Origin of the sequence: Sphingobacterium chungjuense (assembly GCF_011316935.1) — a bacterium.
GTDB lineage: Bacteria > Bacteroidota > Bacteroidia > Sphingobacteriales > Sphingobacteriaceae > Sphingobacterium > Sphingobacterium chungjuense.
The window spans coordinates 84,419-109,085 of sequence record NZ_WLYS01000003.1; the positions used below are offsets into that span (position 1 = coordinate 84,419).

18 protein-coding genes are annotated in these 24,667 nt (G+C 43.1%); 10 read left to right on the forward strand and 8 right to left on the reverse strand.

What is annotated here, in order from left to right; genetic code table 11:
• Nucleotides 1-33: 33 nt before the first annotated feature.
• Nucleotides 34-2,100 carry a polyphosphate kinase 1 gene (gene ppk1, locus GKO22_RS08085; protein ID WP_166334002.1) on the reverse strand — a complete coding sequence of 689 codons (2,067 nt, stop codon included), beginning with the start codon at nt 2,098-2,100 and terminating at the stop codon, nt 34-36.
• A gap of 60 nt (nt 2,101-2,160) precedes the next feature.
• The gene (locus GKO22_RS08090) at nt 2,161-2,313 is read right to left on the reverse strand and encodes a hypothetical protein (RefSeq protein ID WP_166334003.1); all 153 of its coding nucleotides are present in this window, start codon (nt 2,311-2,313) and stop codon (nt 2,161-2,163) included.
• 269 nt (nt 2,314-2,582) lie between these two features.
• Here GKO22_RS08090 and GKO22_RS08095 point away from each other — a divergent pair, with 269 nt between their 5' ends.
• The 3 genes from GKO22_RS08095 (at nt 2,583) to GKO22_RS08105 (ending at nt 8,673) form a co-directional block, all read left to right on the forward strand.
• The gene (locus GKO22_RS08095; RefSeq protein WP_166334005.1) at nt 2,583-2,885 is read left to right on the forward strand and encodes a hypothetical protein; all 303 of its coding nucleotides are present in this window, start codon (nt 2,583-2,585) and stop codon (nt 2,883-2,885) included.
• Nucleotides 2,886-2,970: 85 nt separating this feature from the next.
• Entirely contained in the window at nt 2,971-4,101 is a 1,131-nt protein-coding gene (locus GKO22_RS08100; protein ID WP_240920215.1) for an efflux RND transporter periplasmic adaptor subunit, read from the forward strand.
• Nucleotides 4,102-4,110: 9 nt separating this feature from the next.
• Complete coding sequence (locus GKO22_RS08105; RefSeq protein ID WP_166334007.1) at nt 4,111-8,673, forward strand: efflux RND transporter permease subunit; 4,563 nt, start codon at nt 4,111-4,113, stop codon at nt 8,671-8,673.
• A gap of 125 nt (nt 8,674-8,798) precedes the next feature.
• On the opposite strand, the gene GKO22_RS08110 is transcribed toward GKO22_RS08105, so the two are convergent.
• The gene (locus GKO22_RS08110; RefSeq protein WP_240920216.1) at nt 8,799-10,007 is read right to left on the reverse strand and encodes a pyridoxal phosphate-dependent aminotransferase; all 1,209 of its coding nucleotides are present in this window, start codon (nt 10,005-10,007) and stop codon (nt 8,799-8,801) included.
• 95 nt (nt 10,008-10,102) lie between these two features.
• On the opposite strand from GKO22_RS08110, the gene GKO22_RS08115 reads away from it, so the two are divergent.
• Nucleotides 10,103-11,092: a bile acid:sodium symporter family protein gene (locus GKO22_RS08115; RefSeq protein ID WP_166334009.1), complete on the forward strand. Its 990-nt coding sequence runs from the start codon at nt 10,103-10,105 to the stop codon at nt 11,090-11,092.
• A gap of 31 nt (nt 11,093-11,123) precedes the next feature.
• On the opposite strand, the gene GKO22_RS08120 is transcribed toward GKO22_RS08115, so the two are convergent.
• Complete coding sequence (locus GKO22_RS08120; RefSeq protein WP_166334011.1) at nt 11,124-11,792, reverse strand: DUF4397 domain-containing protein; 669 nt, start codon at nt 11,790-11,792, stop codon at nt 11,124-11,126.
• Nucleotides 11,793-12,030: 238 nt separating this feature from the next.
• Between GKO22_RS08120 and GKO22_RS08125 the strand changes: the two genes are divergently transcribed.
• A complete protein-coding gene (locus GKO22_RS08125; RefSeq protein WP_166334013.1) occupies nt 12,031-12,534 on the forward strand; it encodes a lipocalin-like domain-containing protein in 504 nt (167 codons plus the stop codon).
• Nucleotides 12,535-12,621: 87 nt separating this feature from the next.
• The gene (locus GKO22_RS08130; RefSeq protein ID WP_166334015.1) at nt 12,622-14,535 is read left to right on the forward strand and encodes an amidophosphoribosyltransferase; all 1,914 of its coding nucleotides are present in this window, start codon (nt 12,622-12,624) and stop codon (nt 14,533-14,535) included.
• Nucleotides 14,536-14,557: 22 nt separating this feature from the next.
• Here GKO22_RS08130 and GKO22_RS08135 read toward each other — a convergent pair whose 3' ends face one another.
• Nucleotides 14,558-15,157, reverse strand: coding sequence for an HPP family protein (locus GKO22_RS08135; RefSeq protein ID WP_166334017.1), 600 nt, complete (start codon nt 15,155-15,157; stop codon nt 14,558-14,560).
• Nucleotides 15,158-15,213: 56 nt separating this feature from the next.
• Between GKO22_RS08135 and GKO22_RS08140 the strand changes: the two genes are divergently transcribed.
• On the forward strand, nt 15,214-16,557 hold the full coding sequence (locus GKO22_RS08140) for a neutral/alkaline non-lysosomal ceramidase N-terminal domain-containing protein (protein ID WP_166334019.1): 1,344 nt from the start codon (nt 15,214-15,216) through the stop codon (nt 16,555-16,557).
• Between the two features lie 8 nt (nt 16,558-16,565).
• Here the strand turns inward: GKO22_RS08140 and GKO22_RS08145 are convergent, their stop codons facing one another.
• The gene (locus GKO22_RS08145) at nt 16,566-16,859 is read right to left on the reverse strand and encodes a SelT/SelW/SelH family protein (protein ID WP_166334021.1); all 294 of its coding nucleotides are present in this window, start codon (nt 16,857-16,859) and stop codon (nt 16,566-16,568) included.
• 63 nt (nt 16,860-16,922) lie between these two features.
• Here GKO22_RS08145 and GKO22_RS08150 point away from each other — a divergent pair, with 63 nt between their 5' ends.
• A complete protein-coding gene (locus GKO22_RS08150; protein ID WP_166334022.1) occupies nt 16,923-17,792 on the forward strand; it encodes a DUF808 domain-containing protein in 870 nt (289 codons plus the stop codon).
• Here GKO22_RS08150 and GKO22_RS08155 read toward each other — a convergent pair.
• The gene (locus GKO22_RS08155) at nt 17,789-18,670 is read right to left on the reverse strand and encodes a YitT family protein (protein ID WP_166334024.1); all 882 of its coding nucleotides are present in this window, start codon (nt 18,668-18,670) and stop codon (nt 17,789-17,791) included. The two genes, GKO22_RS08150 and GKO22_RS08155, sit on opposite strands and share 4 nt — an antisense overlap.
• Nucleotides 18,671-18,810: 140 nt before the next feature.
• On the opposite strand from GKO22_RS08155, the gene GKO22_RS08160 reads away from it, so the two are divergent.
• Both GKO22_RS08160 and GKO22_RS08165 read left to right on the forward strand, forming a co-directional pair.
• Nucleotides 18,811-19,266: a hypothetical protein gene (locus GKO22_RS08160; RefSeq protein WP_166334026.1), complete on the forward strand. Its 456-nt coding sequence runs from the start codon at nt 18,811-18,813 to the stop codon at nt 19,264-19,266.
• A gap of 67 nt (nt 19,267-19,333) precedes the next feature.
• Nucleotides 19,334-20,503, forward strand: a complete 1,170-nt coding sequence (locus GKO22_RS08165; RefSeq protein ID WP_166334028.1) for a lycopene cyclase family protein — start codon at nt 19,334-19,336, stop codon at nt 20,501-20,503.
• Nucleotides 20,504-20,962: 459 nt separating this feature from the next.
• Here the strand turns inward: GKO22_RS08165 and GKO22_RS08170 are convergent, their stop codons facing one another.
• Nucleotides 20,963-24,655: an ATP-binding protein gene (locus tag GKO22_RS08170; protein ID WP_166334030.1), complete on the reverse strand. Its 3,693-nt coding sequence runs from the start codon at nt 24,653-24,655 to the stop codon at nt 20,963-20,965.
• Nucleotides 24,656-24,667 lie beyond the last annotated feature (12 nt).

The window sequence follows — 24,667 nt, forward strand, 5'->3', positions numbered from 1 at the left end:
CTATGAAACAAATATACTAATATTTTTAGCAATCTATTGCGTCAATTCTTTAAGATATTGATGGATTTTCCACTGCGAACGATAAGATTCCTGTTCATCTTCTACATATTCATTGCTCAGATTTTCATCCAGCAGTCTGGCTTTCACATTATCTTTCAGCTGTATATTCAGCATATCTTTCAACTGTTTTTTAATGTCCGGAGCGGTAATATGGATAGCTGCCTCAACGCGATGATCCAAATTGCGAGTCATCCAGTCGGCAGAGGAGATGTAGATATCTTCCTTGCCGCCGTTGTAGAAGTACATAACGCGTGCGTGTTCTAAATATTCGTCTATAATACTGATTGCCCGAATAGGTTGTTTGAAACGTTTTTGATTGATTGCACAATAAATACCACGCACAATCAAGTCGATTTCTACACCGACTTCGGCAGCCTCATATAGTTTCTTGATCAAATCCTTGTCGCTTAGTGAATTCACCTTCACGATCATATGTCCTTTGCGGCCAGCGCGCACTTCAGCGATCTCCTTATCGATGTAGATCACCAATTTGTTGCGCATCGTAGTGGGGCATACCAACAATTGTTTGCAGGCAGATAGCTGATGATCCAGATCTACTTTTGGCTTCTCCAAGGCATTAAACACCTTATTGATATCAGCCATAATCCGGCGATCGCTGGTCATCACGCAATAATCACCATACAGTGCTGCTGTTTTTTCATTGATATTTCCCGTGCTTACAAAACCATACTGAATGGTTTTTTCGTTTGCGCGCTTTTTTATCACACATAGTTTGGCGTGCACTTTTTTGTTTGGTATACCCAATAATACCCGAATACCTTCCATTTCGAATCGATCTTTCCATTCGAGATTGTGCTCCTCATCAAATCGGGCACGCAGCTCCACCATCACAGTTACTTCTTTACCATTGCGCGACGCATTGACAAGCGCATTAGCAATTTTAGAATTGGTTGCCATGCGGTAGATCGTGACGCGAATAGACTTCACATCCGGGTCCATCGCGGCTTCGCGAAGCAAATCAATGACAGGATCAAAAGTATGATAGGGGAAGGAGAGTAACACGTCTTTTTTCGTAATCACATCGGTAATACGCTTTCCTTCCACAAAAGCGGGATGATCAAAAGAAGTACGCTCAGCGGGCTTGGTATATGCCTTAAACACGTCTGGAAAATCCATAAAATGTTTGAAATTATGAATTTTCTGCCCTGGGATGATGCTATCTTTCTTACTTAAGTTGAGTTTTTTGATTAAAAACTCAACCAAATTGGTATCCATGTTTTTGTCAAAAACAAAACGCGTTGGCTTTCCTTTACGCCGATTTTTGACAGCTTTCGTGATTTTTTCTACCAAACTGGTATTGACATCGTTGTCTAGATCAAAATCAGCATCTTTACTAATTTTAAATGCATGCGCATGAAATTCATCAAACCCAAAATAAGAAAAGATATGCGGCAGATTGACTTTGATTACATCTTCTAACAAGACCACCACTTTGTCGTTTTTGCGCTCGGAGGGAACGATTAGAAATCGACCAACTACACGAGTAGGCAACTCGATGATTGCAAACTTTGTCTCGTAGAGCCATTGCGACTTCTTCATGGCAATACCAAGATAAAGACTTTTATCGCGGAGATAGGGCATGGGGCGTACGTCATCCAGCAATAGTGGGATGATATTACTTTCTACCTTCTCACTGTAGTAGTTTTTGACGAAAGCGATCTGCTCCTCGCTCAGCTCATCAGCAGAAGTGATAAAGGTATTTTGTTTGGCCATTTCTTTCCGGACATTTTTCCAGATCTGGTCAAACTTCTTTTGTTGTCGGACGACAATATTATGTACTTCTTCCAAGATCACCGATGGATCGTCAAAAAAAGAGGACATCGCCGTCTTGTCTTTGATTTCCGACGACCGTTTTAAACCTGCTACTCGCACCCGAAAGAATTCATCTAAATTATTGGAAAATATTCCCAAAAATTTGATGCGCATCGATAGTGGAACACTCGGATCTGCCGCTTCTTGTAAGACGCGCGCATTAAAACTTAACCAACTGATATCTCTTGGATTGTACTTTTTAGACATGTAATGTGCTCTATTGCTCCAAAATTAGTCCTTGCATGTGTGCATAATATTAAGATAATGTTAATTCAATTTTTTCCCAGATTCAATCAGCTCGCAAGCAATTGCCCGTGCCAATGACACCGATGGTGCATTTTTTTTCTCAGATTTCTGTCTGATGAAAGGATGCTTCGATGCATTGCTATCGGAATGAGATAGTTTTTTCTTACGCCACATGTTTACTAGGTTTATAACCAATATCTGATCGATTGGTTTCGTAAATACGCTCAATACTTATGCTAAATATAAGACATAATCAGCAACTCTTTGTCTGCAATGTAAAATTTATATAGGATTATCATTATATCCTTTACTTATCGAAACAATCTGTGGGTAGTAGTGTCCGATAAACACTATATTTGGCTATTGATATGGTTACTAAGATAATTCATCTTCTGTCGCTACTTAGTTTTCTCAATATGCTCACCTTTGATAAGAGTCGGCATATGGAAATACTATTTGGGCAATCAGAAATGGTGACCGACACCCTAGTCGAGTTTATCTTAGAGGACATCATGCATATCGACGGTGACCCGATTTGCGATCCCGACGATCCAGAAATTGTATACGAAGATTTTCGTGATATTAATCAAGAAGTAACGGCTATACTCCCCGTATTTTTATTTTTTGCTGGTTACTTATTTTCTGATGTCGGCAACTTTCGGCAACATGATCACCCAGATTACGTATCTAAGATGCGATCCATCCCGGAGTACTACACCTTTCTGTACAGACTAAGGCCATTCTAAATTCTTTCCAGATTCTTATTTTATTATTGCCCACAATGACCGTGGGCGAACCATGTACATTTTAGTTTTTTTACCGTAATTATTTATGAGGAATAGAATTTTTGCTTGGGTGATTGGTATGTCGAGCCTATCTATGATGGCTGGCTGCTCGGCCTCAAGCAATCAGAGCGAAACAGAGACAAAGAAAACAGGTAGATCCATCCCTGTTACTAATCTTATTGAGATGGATACCACCGTTTATAAGCAGTATATCGCCGATATACAAGCTTATAAAAACGTGGAAATGCGTTCGCGTTTGACCGGATTTTTGGAAAGTATTCATGTAGATGAAGGTGCTCAAGTACGAAAAGGACAGGTGCTATTTCGCCTAAATTCGGACGAGTACAAATCCGAATTGGCCAAAGCCACGGCTTTACGTAGCAGTGCTCAGGCAGATGCCAAAAAGATCGAACTAGAGATCGAACGCACCAGAAAATTGGTCGATAAAAACATCGTCAGTGAAACCGAATACGAGCTACTAGAGGTGCAGTTGCGTGCTGCCAAGGCCAAAATCGCCGAATCGGACGCGATGGTACAACAAGCACAGACGCAACTTTCTTTTGCTCAGATTCGCGCGCCATTTGATGGTCGTATCAACCGTATTCTACTAAAAGAAGGCTCTTTATTAAATGAGGGAAGCCTATTAACCACCATATCAGATCTTAGTCAAGTCAACGTGTACTTTGATATTTCCGAAGCGGAATACCTCACATTAGCCAAAGATTCCAACTTTAACCGGAATAGCTACCGCAAAGAAGTACAATTACTCCTTGCTAATGGAGATCGTTATCCGAGCAAAGGTTTTGCGGAGATTGTAGAAAGTGAATTTGAGTCGCAAACAGGATCTATCTCCCTACGCGCTCGTTTCCCGAATGAGAAACTGTTGCTAAGCCACGGTGCTTCCGGTAAGATTGCAGTACCATTAGCCACAGGAAATTTGCTATTCGTACATCAAAAATCGGTCGTAGAAATCCAAGACAAGGTATATGCCTATGTGCTACAGAAAGACAATACCATCAAGATGACACCATTCGACGCGGGTCAACGTGTCGGCCATTTTTATGTAGTCAACAAAGGACTGAATAAAGATGACAAAGTGGTATTTGAAGGGCTGCAGGGTTTGCGTGATGGCATGACCATCAATCCGAAACCAGCCGAGTTTGTAGAACAAGACTAAGATCTAAACATGTTTGAAAATTTCATAAGAAAACCAGTGCTATCGCTGGTTATATCCATATTTATTACCCTTTTGGGCTTATTAGCCCTTTTTACGATTCCGATCACACAATTTCCGGATATCGTACCACCATCTGTCGTAGTAGCCGCCAACTATACAGGTGCCAATGCCGAAGTAAGTACCAATGCCGTCGCGATTCCGCTAGAGCGCGCGATCAACGGTGTGGCCGGGATGACGTACATGAACTCCGTCACCACAAATAATGGAACAACGCTAATTCAAGTGTTTTTTAAAGTTGGTGTTGATCCTGATATCGCGGCTGTAAACGTGCAGAATAGGGTGACGACCGTCTTAGACGAATTGCCCGAAGAAGTTATCAAGGCGGGTGTAACCACGGAGAAAGAAGTCAACAGTATGTTGATGTATCTCAATATATTCACCGACGACGAAACAGCGGACGAACGCTTTATCTACAACTTTACCGATATCAACATTCTTAAAGAGCTGAAACGTATCGAAGGGGTCGGCTTTGCTCAGATCATGGGTATGCGCGATTATGCGATGCGTATTTGGGTGAAACCTTCTCGATTGACAGCCTACGCGATCTCCACCGATGAAGTCATTGAAGCTTTGCGAAGACAAAATATCGAAGCCGCTCCCGGACAGACAGGGATTAGTTCGGATAAGATGGTCAATATGCAGCAATATGTGCTGAAATATCCCGGTAAGTTTTCGGAAATATCCGAGTACGAAAACATTCCGATTCGCGCGAACGCAGATGGTACCATTATCCGAATCCGTGATGTAGCCAACGTAGAGTTTGGCTCTTTGGATTACGAAATGATGTCTAAAACCGATGGCCGGCCTTCGGCTTCTATCATGTTGAAGCAGTTACCCGGATCCAATGCGCAAGACGTGATCCAACGCGTAAAGGATAAAATGGCTGAGCTAAAAGAAACCTCATTCCCGTCGGGAATGACCTATACGATGGGTTACGACGTATCACGATTCTTAGATGCTTCGATCTCCAGTGTATTGAAAACATTGGTGGAAGCCTTTTTACTCGTGTTCTTAGTTGTATTTATTTTCTTGCAGAATTTCCGAGCTACGTTGATTCCGATTCTAGCCGTACCGGTTTGTTTGATCGGAGCGATCTTCTTTATGCAGATGATGGGCTTCTCGATCAACTTACTTACTTTATTCGCCTTGGTTTTGGCCATTGGTATTGTGGTGGATAATGGTATCGTGGTGGTCGAAGCGGTGTACGCCAAGATGGAAGAAGAACATATGCAACCTTTTGAAGCGACCTTATCGGCGATGAAAGAGGTAGGATCTGCCGTAATTGCTATTACTTTAGTCATGTCCGCCGTATTTGTTCCGGTCGCTTTTTTGGATGGCCCTGTAGGTATTTTCTATCGTCAGTTTTCATTAACCTTAGCAGCGGCGATTGTCATTTCAGGTATCAATGCTTTGACCTTGACGCCGGCATTATGTGCTATTATGCTGCGCTCACCACACGATAAGAAAGAGACGAACAATTGGTTGGATCGTTTTTTCAGAGGTTTCAACAAAGTGTATGATCGCATATCGGGCCGATACAAAAATCTCTTGATCAGAACCAGCGGTCGCCGTGCGATTACTTTAGGCTTGCTAGTGATTTTCTTTATCGCCACTTGGGGCAGTAGTGCTATTTTGCCTTCTGGTTTTATTCCTACGGAAGATCAAGGAATGATTTATGTAGCTGTCACCACACCTGCGGGCGCCACCGTCGATCGTACAGAGCGTGTGCTGGACGAGGTGGATGAAATTGCGCGTGACTTGGATATGGTCGAAACGGTATCCACCTTGGCGGGTTATAGTATTGTAACCGAAGTTTCGGGTTCGTCTTATGGTATGGGAATGATTAACCTGAAAGCGTGGGATGATCGAGAAGAATCGGTCAATGATGTGATCCGAATCTTGCAAGAAAAGACCGCACACATTAGTGATGGGGTAATTGAGTTTTTCCCACCACCTACAGTTCCTGGATTTGGTAATTCATCGGGTTTCGAGTTACGTTTGTTGGATAAATCTGGCAATGATGATTTGCAAGGAACGGCAGACGTACTAAACACATTTTTGGAGGAACTGGACGCAGATCCAGCTATTGAATCCGCTACATCGACGTATAATGTCAATTTCCCACAATACTTGTTGGAGATTGATTACGATTTGGCCGCTAAAATGGGTATCTCCGTAGAAAATGCGATGAATACCTTGCAAACGCTCATGGGAAGTTTTTACGCAACCAACTTCATTCGTTACGGACAGATGTATAAGGTGATGGTGCAGTCCACCGCGCAATCACGCAGCCGTCCGGAAGATGTATTGCAGATGCACGTAAAGACCAAGGATAATAGCATGGTTCCCTATTCTGCCTTTATCAGAATGAAACGAGTGTATGGTCCGGAGCAGATTACCCGATACAACATGTTTAATTCGGCGATGATCACTGGACAGGCAGCAGCTGGATTTAGTTCCGGACAAGCCATTGAAGCGGTTGAAAAGGTGGCTGAATCATTGCCACAAGGCTTTAGTATCGAATGGTCGGGGATGACCAGAGAACAAAAAATATCGGGTAATCAGGCATTGTACGTGTTCGCATTGTGTTTGGTGTTTGTATACCTGTTATTATGTGCTCAGTACGAGAGCTTCTTGTTGCCACTACCAGTTATTCTTTGTTTGCCAGCGGGTATTTTTGGGGCTTTTATATTCTTGAAGTTATTCGGCCTAGAAAACAATATCTATGCGCAGGTTGCACTCGTCATGCTGATTGGTTTATTGGGTAAGAATGCGATTCTAATTGTAGAATACGCCATCTTGAAGCAAAAACAAGGTGCGACTATTCTAGATGGCGCGATTGAAGGTGCGGTTGCGCGTTTGCGCCCGATCTTGATGACTTCCTTTGCATTCGTTGCAGGTTTAATTCCTTTGATGTTGGCTTCAGGCGCAGGTGCATTGGGTAACCGAAGTATCGGTACTGCCTCTGTCGGTGGTATGGTGGTCGGTACATTACTTGGTGTCATCATCATTCCTGGTTTAGTGGTTTTATTCTCCAAAAAACCAAAAGAGAAACGTGGCGCTGCTGGTACCAAGATTATTGGAATAGTGATTTTCTGTGGTCTGTTTATCTCGTCTTGTACCGTCCCTAAGAAAATGGCGAAGCCAGAAGAAATGGCTACACCAACCTCATTTAATGAGGCTGCGGCCGACTCGGCCGAAAATCTGGCACGCTTACCGTGGCGCGAGGTTTTCAAAGATGAACTTCTGGTTTCTCTGATTGATACGGCACTCGTGCAGAATCGGGATTTACAGCAAGCACTTCGCCGTATCGAGTCCGCGCAGGCGTATTTCAAGCAGCGTAAAGCAGCGTTGTTGCCACAATTGGAAGCGGCAGCAGAGGCGGGTTTGGTCAAATACGGACATTATACCGAAGAGGGAATTGGTAATTACGATTCCAATTTTTCGGAAAACTTGACCGATAAGGAGAAGATTCCGGAGCCCGCTATACCCGATTATTTTGTTGGTCTGCGTTCTTCTTGGGAATTGGACCTTTGGGGCAAATTGCGTAATAGGCGAGAAGCGGCCTTTCAAACAATCTTGGCAGAAAATGAAGCGCGTCGTCTCTTGGAAACCGAATTAGTGTCTAACATTGCGGAAACTTACTATGAATTGATGGCGCTGGATCGTAAGGTCGCAGTATACGATGAAAATATCCAATTGCATGAGGATGTATTGGAATTGATGCAAATACAGAAAGACGCCGGTAAAGCCACTGAGCTAGGCGTGCAGCAGTTCAAGGCATTGTTGGCTAACACTAAAGCAAGTCGTGCTTTGGTGAAACAAGAGATCGTGATGCATGAGCATCACATCAATTCGTTAATCGGACGTTTTTATCAGCCTATTGCACGAGCAACGCAAGACAAATCGACTTGGCCGCTATTTGACACGCTGCAAGTAGGTACGCCAGATCAGTTAGTGAACAATCGACCAGATATACGTTCGGCCTACTTTAGCATGTTGTCTTCGGCCAATGAGCAAGAAGCAGCTCGACTCAACTTTTTGCCTTCGGTAGCGGTAAGCCCATATCTAGGCCTACAAAGTTTTCATTTAGATCAGTTATTTAATGTGAATCGCTCGGTGACGTATGGCATTTTGGGGAGCATCACGATGCCGATCTTCAATCAACGTAACCTGCAAACGCAATATGCCATGATGCAAGCCAATTATGGCGTGGCATTTTTGGAGTATGAGAAAAGGGTATTAAATGCCTTCAACGAAGTATCTAATATCGTGCAGACCCAAGAAGCGATCGAAGATCGTGCGGTGCATGTGATTGATAATGTAGAAGCCTTGAATGCATCTATTGATGCGGCGAACGAATTATTTTTCGCCGGTCGCGTAACGTATCTAGATATTTTCACGGCACAAAAGGAAGCCGTAGATGCGCAGATAAATGCCGTAAGCGTGATGAAAGAACGAGCAATCAATCAAATATTGCTCTATAAAGCACTGGGAGGTGGATGGCGATAACCTATTGACAAATACTACCTTATGTTGTCTTAAATTAGGTAATATCGAGACGGCGGGTTCACTTGAACCCGCCGTCACCGCTTATGGCATGCTGAAAAGCTGCGCAAAGCGCAGTTCAGTATGAATTAATCCACTAATTTGCCAAGCGCTTCTTTGATACGACGCAATGCTTCACGTAGACTATCATCCGAAGCCGCGTAAGACAAACGGATGTAATTGTTATTACCAAAAGAATCACCACCCACAGTCGCGACATGACCAACGTTTAATAAGTACAAAGCCAAATCAGCTGAATCCTTAATCACATTTCCATTTGCATCTTTCTTTCCGAAGAACGAACTGATCTCTGGGAAGAAGTAAAAAGCGCCTTCTGGCAGGTTAGTTTTCACACCCGGAATATCTTGCAATAGATCGTATACCAACTGACGACGACGTGCAAAAGCTTCTTTCATCTCGTTCACGCTATCCAAGCCTTGTTCGTAAGCCACAATACCCGCGCGTTGTGCGATTGAGCATGTTCCCGAAGTAGTTTGTCCTTGTAGTTTATCATTTGCTGCCGCAATTTCCTTGCTAGCGGCAATATATCCCAAACGCCATCCCGTCATCGCAAATGCTTTCGAGAACCCATTCACGATAATCACACGATCTTTGATCGCATCGAATTGCGCGATAGAAGCATGCGCAGTTCCAAAGTTGATGTGCTCATAAATCTCATCCGAGATAATGAAGATGTTTGGATGTTGTTCAAACACTTTTGCCAAAGCAGCTAACTCGTCCTGACTGTACACCGAACCTGTCGGGTTACAAGGGGAGGAGAACATAAACAACTTGGTGTTTGGTGTGATGGCTGCTTCCAACTGCGCTGGCGTAATCTTAAAATCAGACTCAATCTCTGTATTGATAAATACGGATTTACCTTCAGCCAAAGTCACCATTTCGGAATAAGAAACCCAATATGGAGTAGGGATGATCACCTCATCACCCGGATTAATCAAGGTGAGGATTACATTAGACAATGATTGCTTCGCACCGGTAGAAACCACAATCTGCGAAATATCATAGTCCAAATTATTTTCCTTCTTCAGCTTCTCTACAATAGCTTGGCGAAGATCCGGATAGCCCGGTACGGGCGAATAACGGGTATAGTTTTCATCCAATGCCTTCTTTGCGGCTTCCTTCACGTGCTCCGGCGTATTGAAGTCCGGTTCACCCACGCTAAGACTGATCACATTGATTCCTTGTGATGCTAATTCACGACCTAATTTGGTCATTTTTAAGGTTGCTGACTCAGATAAATTATTTATCCTGTCTGATAGAAATGAAGTTGTACTCATGGTATTACAAATATATTACATAGTTTGCAGTATAAGGCCGACTTCCTTACAAATTTGTCATAATTACTATATTTGCCCTCCAACGCAAAAACAACATGAAATTAAAATTCGATCCCTTTATATTATTTCTATTTCTATCGATTCTGATTGCTTATGTATTCCCTGATTTGGTGCTGATACAAGAAGGACAATTGGTAGAAACGGCCACCTCGGTAGGTGTAGCTCTAATATTCTTCTTTTACGGATTGAAGCTGAGCTTCCAGAAGATCAAAGATGGCTTGTCTAACTGGCGTTTACATGTAGCTGTACAGAGCTACACGTTTTTGCTATTCCCTTTGTTGGTATTGGCTTTTCGCCCGCTGGTACAAACGGCCTTGCAAGAGCAGTTTTGGCTTTCCTTCTTTTTCTTAGCGGCACTACCATCTACTGTTTCGTCTTCGGTCGTGATGGTATCCATTGCCAAAGGCAATATCCCAGCCGCAATCTTCAACGCCAGCATTTCTGGACTTATCGGCGTGATCGTGACCCCGCTGTGGATGCAATTTTTTCTGGATTTTGGAGAAGTCGAAGTACTTGGAGATGTTTATTTAGGTTTATTCAAAGAAATTATCCTCCCTGTTGTACTCGGTTTATTTCTACAACGTTTCCTTGGCGCTTGGGCTGCCAAATACAACAAAACGCTGTCTAATTTCGACAAGGCAGTGATCTTACTTATTGTCTATAGCAGCTTCGCGGAATCTTTTGTTAGTGGTATTTTTGACACCATTGATAGCACTTATCTCCTTGCTGTCTTTGGAGGAACGGTGTGTTTATTCTTTGCGATCTGGTTTATTGTAGATCTAATTAACAAGAAAGTGCTGAAGTTCAATCGGGCAGATCACATTACCGCACTGTTTTGTGGTTCCAAAAAATCCTTAACCCATGGCAGTGTATTCGGAAAATTTTTGTTTGTCAACAGCACTTCTGCGGGCTTGTATTTCCTGCCGCTGATGATTTTCCATGCTTTTCAGATTCTGGTGGTCACCATCATCGCGCAGCGCTACCATAAGCAGGCAGAAGAAAGCGACGCTACTACGTCGCACTAAGTAATAGCATCGCTTTACGACTTGGTCAAGATTAATTAGAAACCAATCGCAATGGATTCGCTGTATTTCCCTGCGTACCTAATAAGATCAATGTTCTATGAAAGCCTGCTCTCAAATCAATATTTTGCGAAGTAGCTAGAACATTCCCAGACTGGTCACGTACAGAATAGGTATAGCTTCCTGCTTTAAGGGGTACAAAGATTTGGCTTTCAGCGACAGAAGTTGCTGTTTCTTGACCACGTGGTGCAATATCTTCGATAGCTTCATCGCCTTGATAGACTTGTACACTACCCACATTATTAGCCAGATGAAGTAAACGTACAGCCGCAGCGGCACCAAGATCTTGAAGGACGGAATCTTTCGTAAGAATTACTTTAGGCGCAGCTGCCGTACCAAAGGCAAAGCTAGAATAATAGGTATAGGGTTCGATTTTAAAAGTCGTGTCGACCAAATTCTGCGCTGCTGCACCACGAAATGAAAATTGTCGATTTCCAATAGCGATATCATAGCTCCTAGCTGTTGAATAATCGCCTGTATGAAAATTGTTACGATCCAATGCAAAAGTCAGGCGAGGCTCTTCGGCGTAGGCGTTAATGATCGTCATGACCGCAAAAGGTTGTCGCACATTGTCGTCTTTCATACAGCTGTTGAAGAGTACAATAACGGATAGTATAAATAGTAATTTTACCGTGTTTTTCATGTCAAGGTGTACTTAAATGCTTATTTCTTATTTTTTTCTACGTCTAAGTGAACGCTTTACAAATTATATATGCTACAATTGGTCAACTTATATTTTATTGGCAATGTAATTGCATCTTCCGGCTTGGTCTAGCACATCATGTGGAAGTCATATAAAGTATTTTCAGTATACCGGTAAACTAATTCATACAAAATTCCGTTATCTTAGTGTATAGACCACTTAATAAAGCCATCAAACTATGACATCAATAAAAAATGAATTGACAGGCGCATGGAAGTTGCTATCTTATATTGAGATATCAACCAGTGGTGCCGATTCATTTTTCCCGCTTGGAAATAACCCAAACGGCATACTAATTTATTCTGCGGATGGGTATATGTCTGTGCAAATAGCAGGGACTGACGATAAAGATGAATCTTTATTAGAAGATAGTGTCAAATACTCCGACATCAACTATCGCAATTTTCTGTTTTTTAGCGGATCCTATCACATAGACAATCGGCAAGCCACCGTGATTCACGATGTCATTACTTCCGTCACACCAGCACTGATTGGGAAAACCGTGGAGCGCGATGTCACTTTCGAAGCTGATATTTTGTATTTAAAGTCTACCAGACCCATTTTATCCAACGGAAAAATGGTTAATAGCTACATGACATGGCAGCGAATGGACAAACCAGATCTCAGCCAACGAAAAGATAGACTTGCCAATAGGAGTAATCACAAGATTAGTATCCTCTAGTTCCAACTTTATTCCGGTCGTTTTACGCATTTTGTTTGCAGGATTATGTACAATAATTCTGTACCTTTGTCACTTCTAAAAGGAACTATGAGTGACGCAATAAAACACGAGTGCGGAATTGCCATGATCCGCTTATTAAAACCCCTCTCTTACTACCAAGAAAAGTATGGAACGCCCTATTATGGCATCAACAAACTCTATCTTTTGATGGAGAAACAGCATAATAGAGGTCAGGATGGAGCAGGAATAGCGACGATTAAGTTTGATGTAAAACCGGGTAACCGTTACATCTCACGATACAGAGCGATGGGATCTACCGCAGTAGCAGATATTTTTGAATATGTGCAAAAGAAATTTGCCGCAGTAAACAAAGCTTACCCCGAGCAATCCAAAGACCCACAATGGCTGAAAGACAATGTCAGTTTTACAGGAGAAGTATTGTTGGGACACCTTCGCTACGGGACACACGGCAAAAATAGTATCGAGAGCTGTCATCCTTTTCTTCGGCAGAACAACTGGATGACCAGAAACTTGGTGTTAGCCGGTAACTTCAACATGACCAACGTAGATGAGCTACTCCAACAGCTTTACGATCTGGGTCAGCACCCGAAAGAGCAGGCCGATACGGTAACTGTTTTAGAAAAAATTGGTCATTTCTTAGATGAAGAAAATCAAGAATTATTCGATCAGGCCAAGCGCGACGGTTTTTCGAATATCGAAATAAGTGGACAGATTGGTAAAAACTTGGATGTTTCCAAAATTTTGACCCGCTCAGCCAAGACGTGGGATGGTGGCTATACCATTGCTGGTATTTTCGGTCATGGAGATGCTTTTGTGATGCGCGATCCGGCAGGAATTCGTCCCGCATTTTATTATCAGGATGAAGAAGTGCTAGTAGTGGCTTCGGAGCGTCCAGTCATTCAGACAGCGTTCAATATTCCATTGGGAAGTGTGCAAGAAATCAAACCGGGATATGCCTTGATTGCCAAAAAAGATGGCACGATCACACAAGAAATGTTTCGCGAACCAGCCATTCAGAAGTCTTGTTCTTTCGAACGCATCTATTTCTCCCGCGGTTCGGATGCCGACATCTATAAAGAGCGTAAAGCTTTAGGTAAATTGCTTTGTCCGCAAGTACTCAATGCAGTACAGCACGATATCAAGAATACCGTATTTAGTTTTATTCCTAATACGGCAGAAGTATCCTACTATGGGATGATGGAAGGTGTGCAAGAATACGTACGTAGACATCAGAAAGAAGTACTATTGCAACGTGCTGATAAAATATCGGATAAGGAATTGGACGATATGTTGAGCATTCATCCTCGCTTTGAAAAACTGAATGTGAAGGATGCAAAATTGCGGACTTTCATTACGCAAGATGCCGACCGCCAAGATATGGTACAGCACGTATACGACACCACGTATGGTATAGTACGTGATCACGAAGATACCATCGTTGCTATCGATGATTCTATCGTACGCGGTACCACATTAAAGCAAAGTATTCTAACAATCTTGGATCGCCTAAATCCAAAGAAAATCGTGATCGTATCTTCGGCACCACAGATCCGTTACCCGGATTGTTATGGTATAGATATGTCGAGAATGGGCGAATTTGTCGCTTTCGAAGCCGCTATTTCTCTATTGAAACAACGTGGATTGGCACACATCATTGAAGATGTATACCAGAAATGTTTGGCTTCATTAAATAAACCAAAAGATGAAGTAGATAATTACGTAAAAGCGATCTATGAGCCTTTTGAAGCGCAGGAAATATCAGACGAAATTGCTCGCATCATCAAACCACACCACTTAAACGCGGAAGTGGAAGTGCTTTTCCAAACGCTAGACAACTTGCATATTGCCTGTCCAAACCACTTAGGAGATTGGTATTTCTCGGGAGATTATCCAACACCTGGCGGAAATAAAGTCGTGAATCGCGCCTTTATGAACTGGATGGAAGGTAAAAATGTACGTGCTTACTTTAGCAGCAACTAATCACAAAAAACGCTTTCAATCTTCAGGATTGAAAGCGTTTTTTGATTTGTCGGCGACGTGATCGTCTCAGTCGAGATCGTTTTACGGGATAATGTCGTTTGGTAGTGATATTGTTAAAGATTAGCGCCACTACCAAAAGAATCACAGCGCCTGATAACACCGGGCTAAGTACGTACAGATAACCCATGCTGGATATTTTCGTGCCGCTCGCTACCGCAATCAACGCAGTCGCTCCACCCGGCGGATGTAGAGTACGTGTGAATTGCATAGCGACAATCGCAAAAGCAACCGCTAAGGGTGCGGTAATCCAGATGATGTCTGGAAATAATTTACCCACGGTAACGCCTACTAAGGCAGATACGACGTGTCCGCCAACGAGATTGCGAGGTTGCGCCAACGGACTTTGAATAGCGCCATAGATCAACACGCTGGATGCGCCAAAAGAGCCAATCAGAAATATGCTTTCGAGGTGTGGCAATTGGAAAGATTGCAGCAAAGCGATGATTCCGATACCGATAAATGCGCCGAGAAATGACCAGAATTGTTCCTTAAAATCAACCAGGGTTTCTTTGTAAAATACGTAGCGATAAACCCTAAAATGCCTGTTAATACCTTTCTTCATGCTAATTGTGATTCGCTGTCCGAAATTACACATTGAAGAAACAAATACGTCCTTTTATGATGAAAAAAGCGATAAAAATATTCCTGATTACCGCGCTTTCGGTTTTCTTAATTCTATTGGCCTTGATCGAGCGAATCGATCGTACGCCAATGAACGAAACCGCACATTTTAAGACATGGAAAACGTTTATTAGCCAAAAAGAATTTATGGCACAAGACGGTGCGACGCAAGTAGGCTGGGCAAAAGTCAATATCACGCCTTCCACATCAACCCCCATGGCGGGCTATGGCAATCGATGGGGCAAGCACTATGAAGCGGTTCACGATTCACTTTATGTACGCGTCATCGCGGTAAAAAATCCAAGTACCACGATTTATTTCCTCTCGGCCGATATGTTGATTATTCCGCCCAATATTACCAATAGGCTAGAATCATTGCTTAGGAGAGAAAGCATTTCATTATCTAATGTGCATTTGAGTGCCACGCATACCCACCACGGACAAGGCGGTTGGGGACTAAAACTTGCAGGCAGGCTGTTCGCCGGAGCGTATGATGAAGACACAGAGATAAGACTAGCAAATCAATTCCGCGACGCCATTATCCAGTCTACAGCATACCTAGAATCTGCACAGATTTATTTTGATGAGATTGAGGATACGGATAATATTCGCAATCGCCTTCCGGTAGAAGATGGCCTAATAGATCCATGGATTCGAAATTTGATATTTAAACGTGCTGACAGCACGCAAGCGGAATTAGTGACTTATGGCGCACATCCTACCGTGCTCAACAGAAAATTCCTGCAGTTATCACGCGATTATCCAGGTATGTTGCTTGATTCTATTGAGCGTAAAAAGGGGCACTTTGGTTTATTTATGGCTGGTGCTGTTGGAAGTATGGGCGCGTTGAGTGAAGGCGATTCTGATATCGCTTGGGCTAAGGGGATGGCGCATGGTTTGTATTCAAACATGCAAGATAGCGAGCTAGATGGTCACCGATTATTAGCTGACGTGATCGTGAGCGATTATATAGAAGTACCAATGCCAGAGCAATCTGCACGGATTAGCTTGAGTTATGCTTTACGTCCATGGGTATTCCGTACTTTCTTTGGATCGTACCCCACCTACATTAAAATCACGAAAATTGGTGACGTTTTGATGCTGGGTATGCCAGCCGATTTTTCGGGCGAGATCATGACGGAGTTAGATCGTTACGCGCAGGAGCGCGGTCTACACTTGATGATTACGAGCTTCAATGGCGGATACGTCGGGTATATCACCCCAGACAAATGGTACGATACCGATCTGTATGAAACGACGACCATGTCTTGGAATGGATTTCATTCGGGTGGTTATTTTACCCAAGTAGCCAAAGACATTATCGATAAGTTTGCGCAATAAAGTGTTTATCAGTCTTGTTTATCGTCTTTTTTGTCAGAGTGCCCCAATGATTTTTGTGGGTTGACCTCATCACGGATTAATTGTTTGAGGGCTTTGATGTCTGGAAAGCCACCTTCGCGTTTGCGATCATATACCACGCGCTCGTCAATACGGATCTGATATCTACCGCTTAGGGCGCTTGGAATGAGCGTTACACCGTGTACATCATCCACAAAGGTCGTCAGTAATTCTTGCGCCATATAGGCGGCGCGAAGCATCCATCCGCATTTCGGACAATATTCTATTTGTATCGTCGGTTTCATGATGACAAGATAGATTTTTTTGCGAGATATTACCTACATTTAGTCCCAATATACATGCTACCTATGGCTTCAGGATTTTTTGCAATATTAGACGATATCGGCGCTCTTATGGACGATGTCGCCGTAACGAGTAAGATCGCAACCCGCAAAACAGCGGGTATTCTGGGTGATGATCTCGCGGTCAATGCTGAGAAAGCCACTGGCTTTTTGGCTAATCGCGAAATTCCGGTATTGTGGGCGATTACCAAGGGTTCTTTTATCAACAAACTGATTATCGTTCCGGTAGCATTACTATTGAATGCTTTCTTTCCCGTTGCTATTCAAGTGATCTTGGTTCTAGGCGGATTTTATTTAGCGTATGAAGGTGTGGAGAAGATCGTAGAATTCTTATTTCATCGCAAAAAAGCCGGTCACGAAGTCGTAGCGGAAGCGAATGTCGATGCGGCCGCGATGGAAAAAGCAAAAGTTCGCTCTGCCATTACGACCGATTTTATCCTTTCGGTAGAAATTGTGATTATCGCGCTGGGGACGGTATTGGATCGTAGCACCACCATACAAGTTGTCACCGTTTCTGTTGTTGCGCTCTTGGCCACTATTGGTGTTTATGGCATCGTGGCACTCATCGTGCGCATGGACGATGCAGGCTATCACTTAATCAAAAAGTCGGATAACCAAGGATTCCGTGCGAAACTGGGAAATGTGTTGGTGAAGGCTTTGCCGATTGTCATCAAAACCCTAGGCGTGATCGGTACCATAGCCTTAATCTTGGTTTCTGGCGGCATCTTCGTACACAATGTAGACTTCTTTCACGGCATACTGCCTAGTCTACCAAGCATACTCACCGAAGTACTGATCGGTCTGATAGCGGGCTTAGTAGCGCTATTTGCCGTATTCCTCGGCAAAAAAGTCATGGGAGCGTTTCGTAAAGCTTAGTGCTTTACGATTTCTTTCACAATTCCACCTTGAGGTTCGCGCACGGTTTGCGTGAAGATAAATGCTTTGGGATCGATAGCATGCACAATATTGCGCAATTTGCGCACTTCTAAGCGCGTGACAATGGTGAAGATGATATCCACATCTGTGCTATGCTCAAAAGATTCTTTCATAAAGCCACGTTCACCTTTATAAACCGTAATACCGCGATTTAGGGACAGCACCAACGCGCGTTTCACTGCCTCACTATCCGATGATACGATGGTTACACCTGTGTAAGCTTCAATACCTTCGATGACATATTTTGTGGTCTGGCTCGCGATTAGATAAGTCAAGATCGCGTACAAGGCCGTTTCGATCCCGATAAATGCGGCAGCGATAATGAATATAATCACATTCATACCCAAAATAATTTCGGTAATGGTAAAGCTACTTCGTTTGAAGGTTAGCAAGGCCAACACCTCCATACCATCAAATGTACCGCCACCACGCATGGAAAGACCGATGCCAATTCCCATAAAAAAACCACCGAACATTGCCACTAAAAGTCGATCGTGCGTAAGCTCAGGAAAGGAAACAAAATGCATGGTCAAAGCAATCAAGATGATTGTTAAGCTACTACGTATCGCAAAATTTCGCCCTACTTTGGCAAATGATAATACGATAAATGGAACGTTTAGCAACACTAATACGATGCCCAGATTCCAACCGTACACTTCGTGTAATAATAGCGAGATTCCGGTGACTCCACCATCTAGAAAGTGATTAGGAACCAAAAAACTTTTAAGCGCAAAACTAGCCGATAAGACACCAAGTATTAGAAATAGAACATCATAAATCGTGAAAAGCGAACCATGTTTTTGGGAAGAAACAGACATAATAGACTAAAGCAATTGTGGTATGGTTATGTTATTAAATCGGGTAAATGCACCCAAAGGCCAAATATATCATTATCTTTCACTATTTCGAAACTATTACCTAAGTTTGATAAGCGGCACAAGCTGCATTTCCATCTACTATGACGCGACAGACTTTGTTATGCTTGCTTTTCTTCCCTTTGTTGCTATGGAGCAATACCTTAGAAGATCTCCGAAATAAATATCCTGAAGTCGTTGCAGATAGCGAATTGTGCAAAAATCTAATCCAAAATTTGTCGGATAAAAAAGATTTATCAGCCATAGAGCAAGCCTATCTGGGAGCAATACAGACCATCTGGGCCAATCACACCAAAAGTCCGATCAGCAAATGGAAGACTTTTCAACGCGGTAAAGATAACCTCGAAGCCGCTGTGAAAGCGTCACCAAATAATATTGAAATTCGCATGCTACGCTACTCTGTACAAAGCAACTGTCCGAAATTCTTAAACTATTATGACAAGATGGATGCAGATAGAGGCTATATCGTGGAAAACAGGGCGCAGATCAAATCTCCCGCCTTGCTTAAGATCTACCATGATCTTTTGAAGTCCTCCTAGCTCAATTCGGATCGCCTATTGATGGTTAATCTCACAAACTTTTAAACCTTCTCAACGTTTTACGGAAATGCAGCAATCCGCTAAGAATTATCACATTGCCGTTTTAGGAGCTGGCATCTCTGGAGTCACCTTGCTTTTAGAAGGGTTAAAGCAGCAACTTTGGAAAGATAAATCTATTTTACTGATCGGCGATTCCTTAGCAAATACCTCAAACAAGCGGATATCATTCTGGTCGGGTACGGAAGATCTTGTGCCCGAATTCCCACACTTAAAATGGAATAAGCTTGCTGTTGTCTCAAACGAGGGAAGCAAAATACCATTGCAACTAGATGAATATGCATACTACAGTTTTGATGCAGCAGCCTACCGGCAGCACGCTTTGGCAGAACTTAGTCAATACAACAATGTTACTATCATCGAAGCAAAAGTAAAGCATGTTGAACAAGATGATACACATTGCGAAATCCATACTGATCGTGGGCGTTTTGTCGCAGACTATGTTTTTCAGACAGTCTATCAAAAGCCTGTATTAAAGCCGAAGAGCCTGTATTTCTTACAGCACTTTACAGGCTGGAAAATCCGTACAGAGCAAGTATTTTGGCAAAATGATGAAGCGATTATGATGGATTATCGCACTACCCAAGAACATGGAACTTCATTTATCTACGCCTTACCTGCTTCGCAGCATGAAATATTCGTGGAGTATACAATCTTCTCCCAAACGTTGATCGCTAGGGAAGAATATGCGGAAAAGCTAGATTTATACTTGCGGGAAGTTTGTGGAGTAACAGAATATGAAATTTTGGAAGAGGAGTATGGCGTCATTCCGATGACGGATCACCATTTTAAACGACGCGATGGCCGTGTGGTTTTTCTAGGGTCAGCAGGAGGGGATACGCGCGGATCTACCGGCTACACCTTCACCAATGTCAAGCGGACAATAGCTCAAATTTTACGATCGTTTAAAAATGGAACGTGGCCAAATTTAAATTTCCCTCAGCAGCATAAAGAACAGTTTTATGATGCGATTTTACTGCATGTATTAGCCCAAGGAAAATACCCTGGGCATGCGCTATTTGCTGATTTGTTTCGGAAAGCGCGTGCTTCGCACGTCTTTCAATTTTTAGATGGTCAGTCCAATTTTCAGAATGACCTTCGCATTATGTTGAGCTTACGCACATGGCCATTTATAGTCGGCATGCTGCGGACGCTACGTTTGATGATAATCAAAAGATAATTAGCTCGCTTCCGCTAAATCCATGTCTTCAGCAGCTTCTTCTTGTAGAATCGCCATTAACAATAGGTAATATCCTTTTTCCAACCCTAATTTTGCTGCTTTTGTTTCGATAGTATTCATAGCCTTTATTTTTTGGTGTGTGAATGATATTGTTTTACGGTAAGACTATTCCAAACGCAATGCCAAACACAAAGATTTTGAGTAGAAGAAGCGCAATCAGGTATTATGGCTCGCCGTTATAACGTATAATGCCCCCCGATGCGAGCATTTTACTCACGATGAAGCATAAATCGCTTTTAAATAGATATAGAAGGCATCTAATGCTGTCGCTTACACTGCGGAAAACACCTATGGGATACTTTAGAGTTGTGGTATATAAGAATTGGCAGACTACCCGACACAGAAATAGATCGGGTAGTTTAATGTGGTATTAACGAGGATAGCTGCTGTACGCAGTTACTAGTTGATGGGCAAACTAAAGTGGAAAGTAGATCCTTCGCCCCAAATACTTTCTGCCCAGATACGACCATAATGTCGCTGTACGATTTCGGCTGATAAATAAAGACCGATCCCAAAGCCGGCAATATTTTCCATGCCTTTATTTTTTACGCGATAATAGCGGTCAAATAGATGATCAATATCTTCCGTTTTGATACCCATCCCAAAGTCTCGTATACTCACGATGATCATGCTATCTGCTTTGCGTGTACTTACCACTACCTTTTTTCCACTAGGCGAATACTTCACCGCGTTGCTAATCAAATTGTACAACACCGAGCTAATTTTCTCTCGATCTGCAGATAACATGACTGAATCCAATTCTTCATAACTAATTTCATGACTGTCGGATACATCCTTGGCCATATCAATGGTTTCTGCAATTAAGGTACGCAGGCAAAACGGCTTTGGTTCTAAATGGATTTTACCAGAATCTAAGCGTGAAACGTTTAGAAATCCATTTATTAGGGTATTCATCTTCTTTAGTTGAGAGAAGAGCTTGTCTAATTTATCGGCAGCGAAATCGTCGGCATTTGTTTGTGCTTTGCGCTGCAGGATTTGCGCATAACCGCTCATGGCCGTCAACGGTGTCTTCAGTTCGTGACTCACCATCGCGATAAAATCATCTTTCCGCTGGCTATCGGCCTTGGGTTCGGTGATGTCCAACAAAGTTCCAATAATGCCCACGACTTCGCCGTCTTCGTCAAGTTCCACTTTACCGGTCGAGTGCAACCATTTTCTAGCAGAACCATCCGCAGGCTGAATTTGGTATTCTGTACTAAAGCGTCCTTTGCTATCGACCGCATTTTGGATCGCCTCCAAGAATGGCATGCGATATTCGGCCACAATAATCGGTATCGTTTGGTCGAATAATAAAGGTATTCCGGTAGGAATACCATGCAATCGGTAAGCGATATCGGAGAAGAATAGATTGTTGCTACCCCAATCAGTTCGCCAAGTACCAAGATTGGCCGCTTCCATCGACAATAGCAATGTATCAGAGGTCTTCTCCAACGCTTTTCGGGCATTGATTAAAGTCGTTACATCAGCTGCCACAGCCATCACACCGGTGATGCGATTGTCGGAGTGAATCGCCTCAATGGTTAGATTTAGATAGGTGGTTTCTACTACATCATTGCGCTTGATGCTCAATGGGAATTCTGATGATATAAAACGTTCGCCCGTGCGATACACGTGATCTTTGATCTCTCGCATGCCCTGAGTTACTAATTCGGGAATAGCATCGAACAATGGCTTGCCCAGCGTATCTTGGGCAGCGCGACCCCAATACTGCAACATGCAATCGTTCGCCATATTAATGATATAATCTGATCCTTGATAGATCGCAATAGCCACCGGCGCATTGGTAATCAGCGCGCGCAATTGTTGCTCCGCCTGATTGCGTACGCTCATAATCTTGATTTGCGCGCGCACCTTGGTAAGCAGTTCTGCTGCCGCAAATGGTTTTACCAAATAATCATCAGCACCTGCTTCTAGACCATCAATGCGCGCTTCGGCTCCGGCTCGCGCCGAGAGAAAGATCATCGGCAAGCGCGCAGTGTGAGTATGATTGCGGATGAGTTGGAGCAGCTCTTTGCCATCCATCACCGGCATCATGATATCGCTCAATACCAGATCGGGCAGATTGGCCTGTATGCTATTCCAAGCGGTAGCACCATTCGTAGCTACGTCAACTTGAAAATAAGGTGTGAGCAAGCGTTTGAGATAGGCACGCATATCGGCATTGTCATCTACCACCAGAATGCGCATATTCATCATATGCGTTTCATCTTCGGGATTTTCTAAAATAGTAACTGGCGGCGACTGAAAATTCGTATCATCTTCTTGCTCCAACAAACTGACTGCTTCTTGTATAAATGCGCCTTTCAAGGCGGATGTATCGACATCGATGTCCGATTCAGAAACTAAGCCCACAGGTAGATGCTCTTTGCCCAGAGGAATGCGAACGATAAACGTTGATCCTACACCTTCTTGGCTTTCCACGCTGATATCACCACCATGCAACAACACCAGTTCGTGTACCAAAGAAAGGCCGATCCCAGATCCTTCGTGTGTACGTCCAGATGCGTTTTCCACCCGATGAAAACGCTCAAACATGTACGGCAATTCCTTCGCTGGAATTCCCGTACCCGTATCCTTAACACGCAGGTAAGCATCGTTTTCAGCCTCGCTGATAGAGATCTGAATGCTTCCTTCCCAGGTAAATTTAAAGGCGTTGGACAGTAAATTCAAAACGATCTTCTCCCACATTTGCCGATCAACATATACCTCTTCGGAAATCGTAGCAGCGTCAACGATCAATTTCATACCGGCTTTTTCGATAATCGATCGAAAACTACTAGCCAAATCGCCGGTTAGCTCACCTAGATCGACCTTCTGATAGACGGCTTGCGTGCGACCTGCTTCTACCCGGCTATAATCCAATAGATTATTGACCAACTTGAGCAAACGTAGTGCATTGCGATGTGTCGATTCTATCGGCGCTTGCAGGTTAGTAGGTAATGTCTCATCCTGTAAAATATCTTCCAGCGGACCCAACATCAAGGTAAGAGGAGTACGAAACTCATGACTTACATTACTAAAGAATAAGGTCTTAGATCGATCTATCTCTGCTAATGCTTCGGCACGTTTTAATTCTTGCTCATAGGCAAACACATTAGAAAATGCCGTATTATACGTGTTTTTTAGCTGTTCGTAGAAATTCCAGTAATCACTATCCAATGCTCGGCGAGCGCTGACGCCCGCTACTAAAAAACATGACGCTTCTTCCTGTCCGCTAATGCGGATTGGTAGTATAACGGCAGATGTAGGGCATTCGGGATAGGGCTGACATTCATACTCGCCAAAAATACGGGTCAAGTTTTTGACCTCAATCATCGATCCACCATGTCTCACTTCTTGTAGAGGCCAGCTATTCGTATTGTCTAGAAGATTTAAGATTTCGGGAGTAAGTTTACTATCATTTGGCAAACCAGATGAACTGATTAATTTCACCAAATCTTGCTGGCTATCTACTTGATAAAGCATCAAATAGGGCAAGTCCAATGCACAATCAGGTTGTAGATTACGCGTCACATCCGCGATATCTTGTATGCTTTTGGCTTCGCCTAATGCTGCACCCAAATCACGTAAAACTTTGGTACGACGACCACTAAGAATCTTAACGGTTGTCTCAGTAATCGGATGAAAAATTCCTCCTACGCCACCAGATTCATCACGAATTGGCGCAAACGAAAACGTCATAAAGGCCTCTTCCAGATAACCGTAACGATCTAAGAACATCCGTTGATCGTTGATATAGGTTCCTTCGCCTTGCTCGCCCCGTGTAAAAGCGTCACCGACTACCTCTAAAGCGGTTTCCCAACAAATTCGAAAATTTTGTCCCATCGATTCGGGGTGCTTAGCACCACAGATCGGCCGATAGCTATCATTATAGATTTGTATGGTTTCTGGCCCCCAAGCAATCAGTATTGGAAAAGTGGAAGAAAGACAGAGACTGACAGAAGTACGCAAACTTTGCGGCCAATTTTCTACTGGTCCTAGTGCCGTCTTCGACCAATCCATACTCCGGATCAGTGCACCCATCTCGCCACCTCCAGAAAGGAATTGAGGAATATCTTCGTTTGTATTCATGTAGTAAATGTT

Excerpts from the sequence above, each read along its gene's own strand:
- GKO22_RS08135 (WP_166334017.1), bottom strand. The coding sequence starts at position 15,157 with ATGAAGAAAGGTATTAACAGGCATTTTAGGGTTTATCGCTACGTATTT.
- GKO22_RS08140 (WP_166334019.1), top strand. The coding sequence starts at position 15,214 with ATGATGAAAAAAGCGATAAAAATATTCCTGATTACCGCGCTTTCGGTT.
- GKO22_RS08115 (WP_166334009.1), top strand. The coding sequence starts at position 10,103 with ATGAAATTAAAATTCGATCCCTTTATATTATTTCTATTTCTATCGATT.
- GKO22_RS08090 (WP_166334003.1), bottom strand. The coding sequence starts at position 2,313 with ATGTGGCGTAAGAAAAAACTATCTCATTCCGATAGCAATGCATCGAAG.
- GKO22_RS08095 (WP_166334005.1), top strand. The coding sequence starts at position 2,583 with ATGGAAATACTATTTGGGCAATCAGAAATGGTGACCGACACCCTAGTC.
- GKO22_RS08170 (WP_166334030.1), bottom strand. The coding sequence starts at position 24,655 with ATGAATACAAACGAAGATATTCCTCAATTCCTTTCTGGAGGTGGCGAG.
- GKO22_RS08120 (WP_166334011.1), bottom strand. The coding sequence starts at position 11,792 with ATGAAAAACACGGTAAAATTACTATTTATACTATCCGTTATTGTACTC.
- GKO22_RS08160 (WP_166334026.1), top strand. The coding sequence starts at position 18,811 with ATGACGCGACAGACTTTGTTATGCTTGCTTTTCTTCCCTTTGTTGCTA.
- GKO22_RS08100 (WP_240920215.1), top strand. The coding sequence starts at position 2,971 with ATGAGGAATAGAATTTTTGCTTGGGTGATTGGTATGTCGAGCCTATCT.
- GKO22_RS08155 (WP_166334024.1), bottom strand. The coding sequence starts at position 18,670 with ATGTCTGTTTCTTCCCAAAAACATGGTTCGCTTTTCACGATTTATGAT.
- GKO22_RS08110 (WP_240920216.1), bottom strand. The coding sequence starts at position 10,007 with ATGAGTACAACTTCATTTCTATCAGACAGGATAAATAATTTATCTGAG.
- GKO22_RS08130 (WP_166334015.1), top strand. The coding sequence starts at position 12,622 with ATGAGTGACGCAATAAAACACGAGTGCGGAATTGCCATGATCCGCTTA.
- GKO22_RS08150 (WP_166334022.1), top strand. The coding sequence starts at position 16,923 with ATGGCTTCAGGATTTTTTGCAATATTAGACGATATCGGCGCTCTTATG.
- GKO22_RS08165 (WP_166334028.1), top strand. The coding sequence starts at position 19,334 with ATGCAGCAATCCGCTAAGAATTATCACATTGCCGTTTTAGGAGCTGGC.
- GKO22_RS08125 (WP_166334013.1), top strand. The coding sequence starts at position 12,031 with ATGACATCAATAAAAAATGAATTGACAGGCGCATGGAAGTTGCTATCT.
- GKO22_RS08105 (WP_166334007.1), top strand. The coding sequence starts at position 4,111 with ATGTTTGAAAATTTCATAAGAAAACCAGTGCTATCGCTGGTTATATCC.
- GKO22_RS08145 (WP_166334021.1), bottom strand. The coding sequence starts at position 16,859 with ATGAAACCGACGATACAAATAGAATATTGTCCGAAATGCGGATGGATG.
- ppk1 (WP_166334002.1), bottom strand. The coding sequence starts at position 2,100 with ATGTCTAAAAAGTACAATCCAAGAGATATCAGTTGGTTAAGTTTTAAT.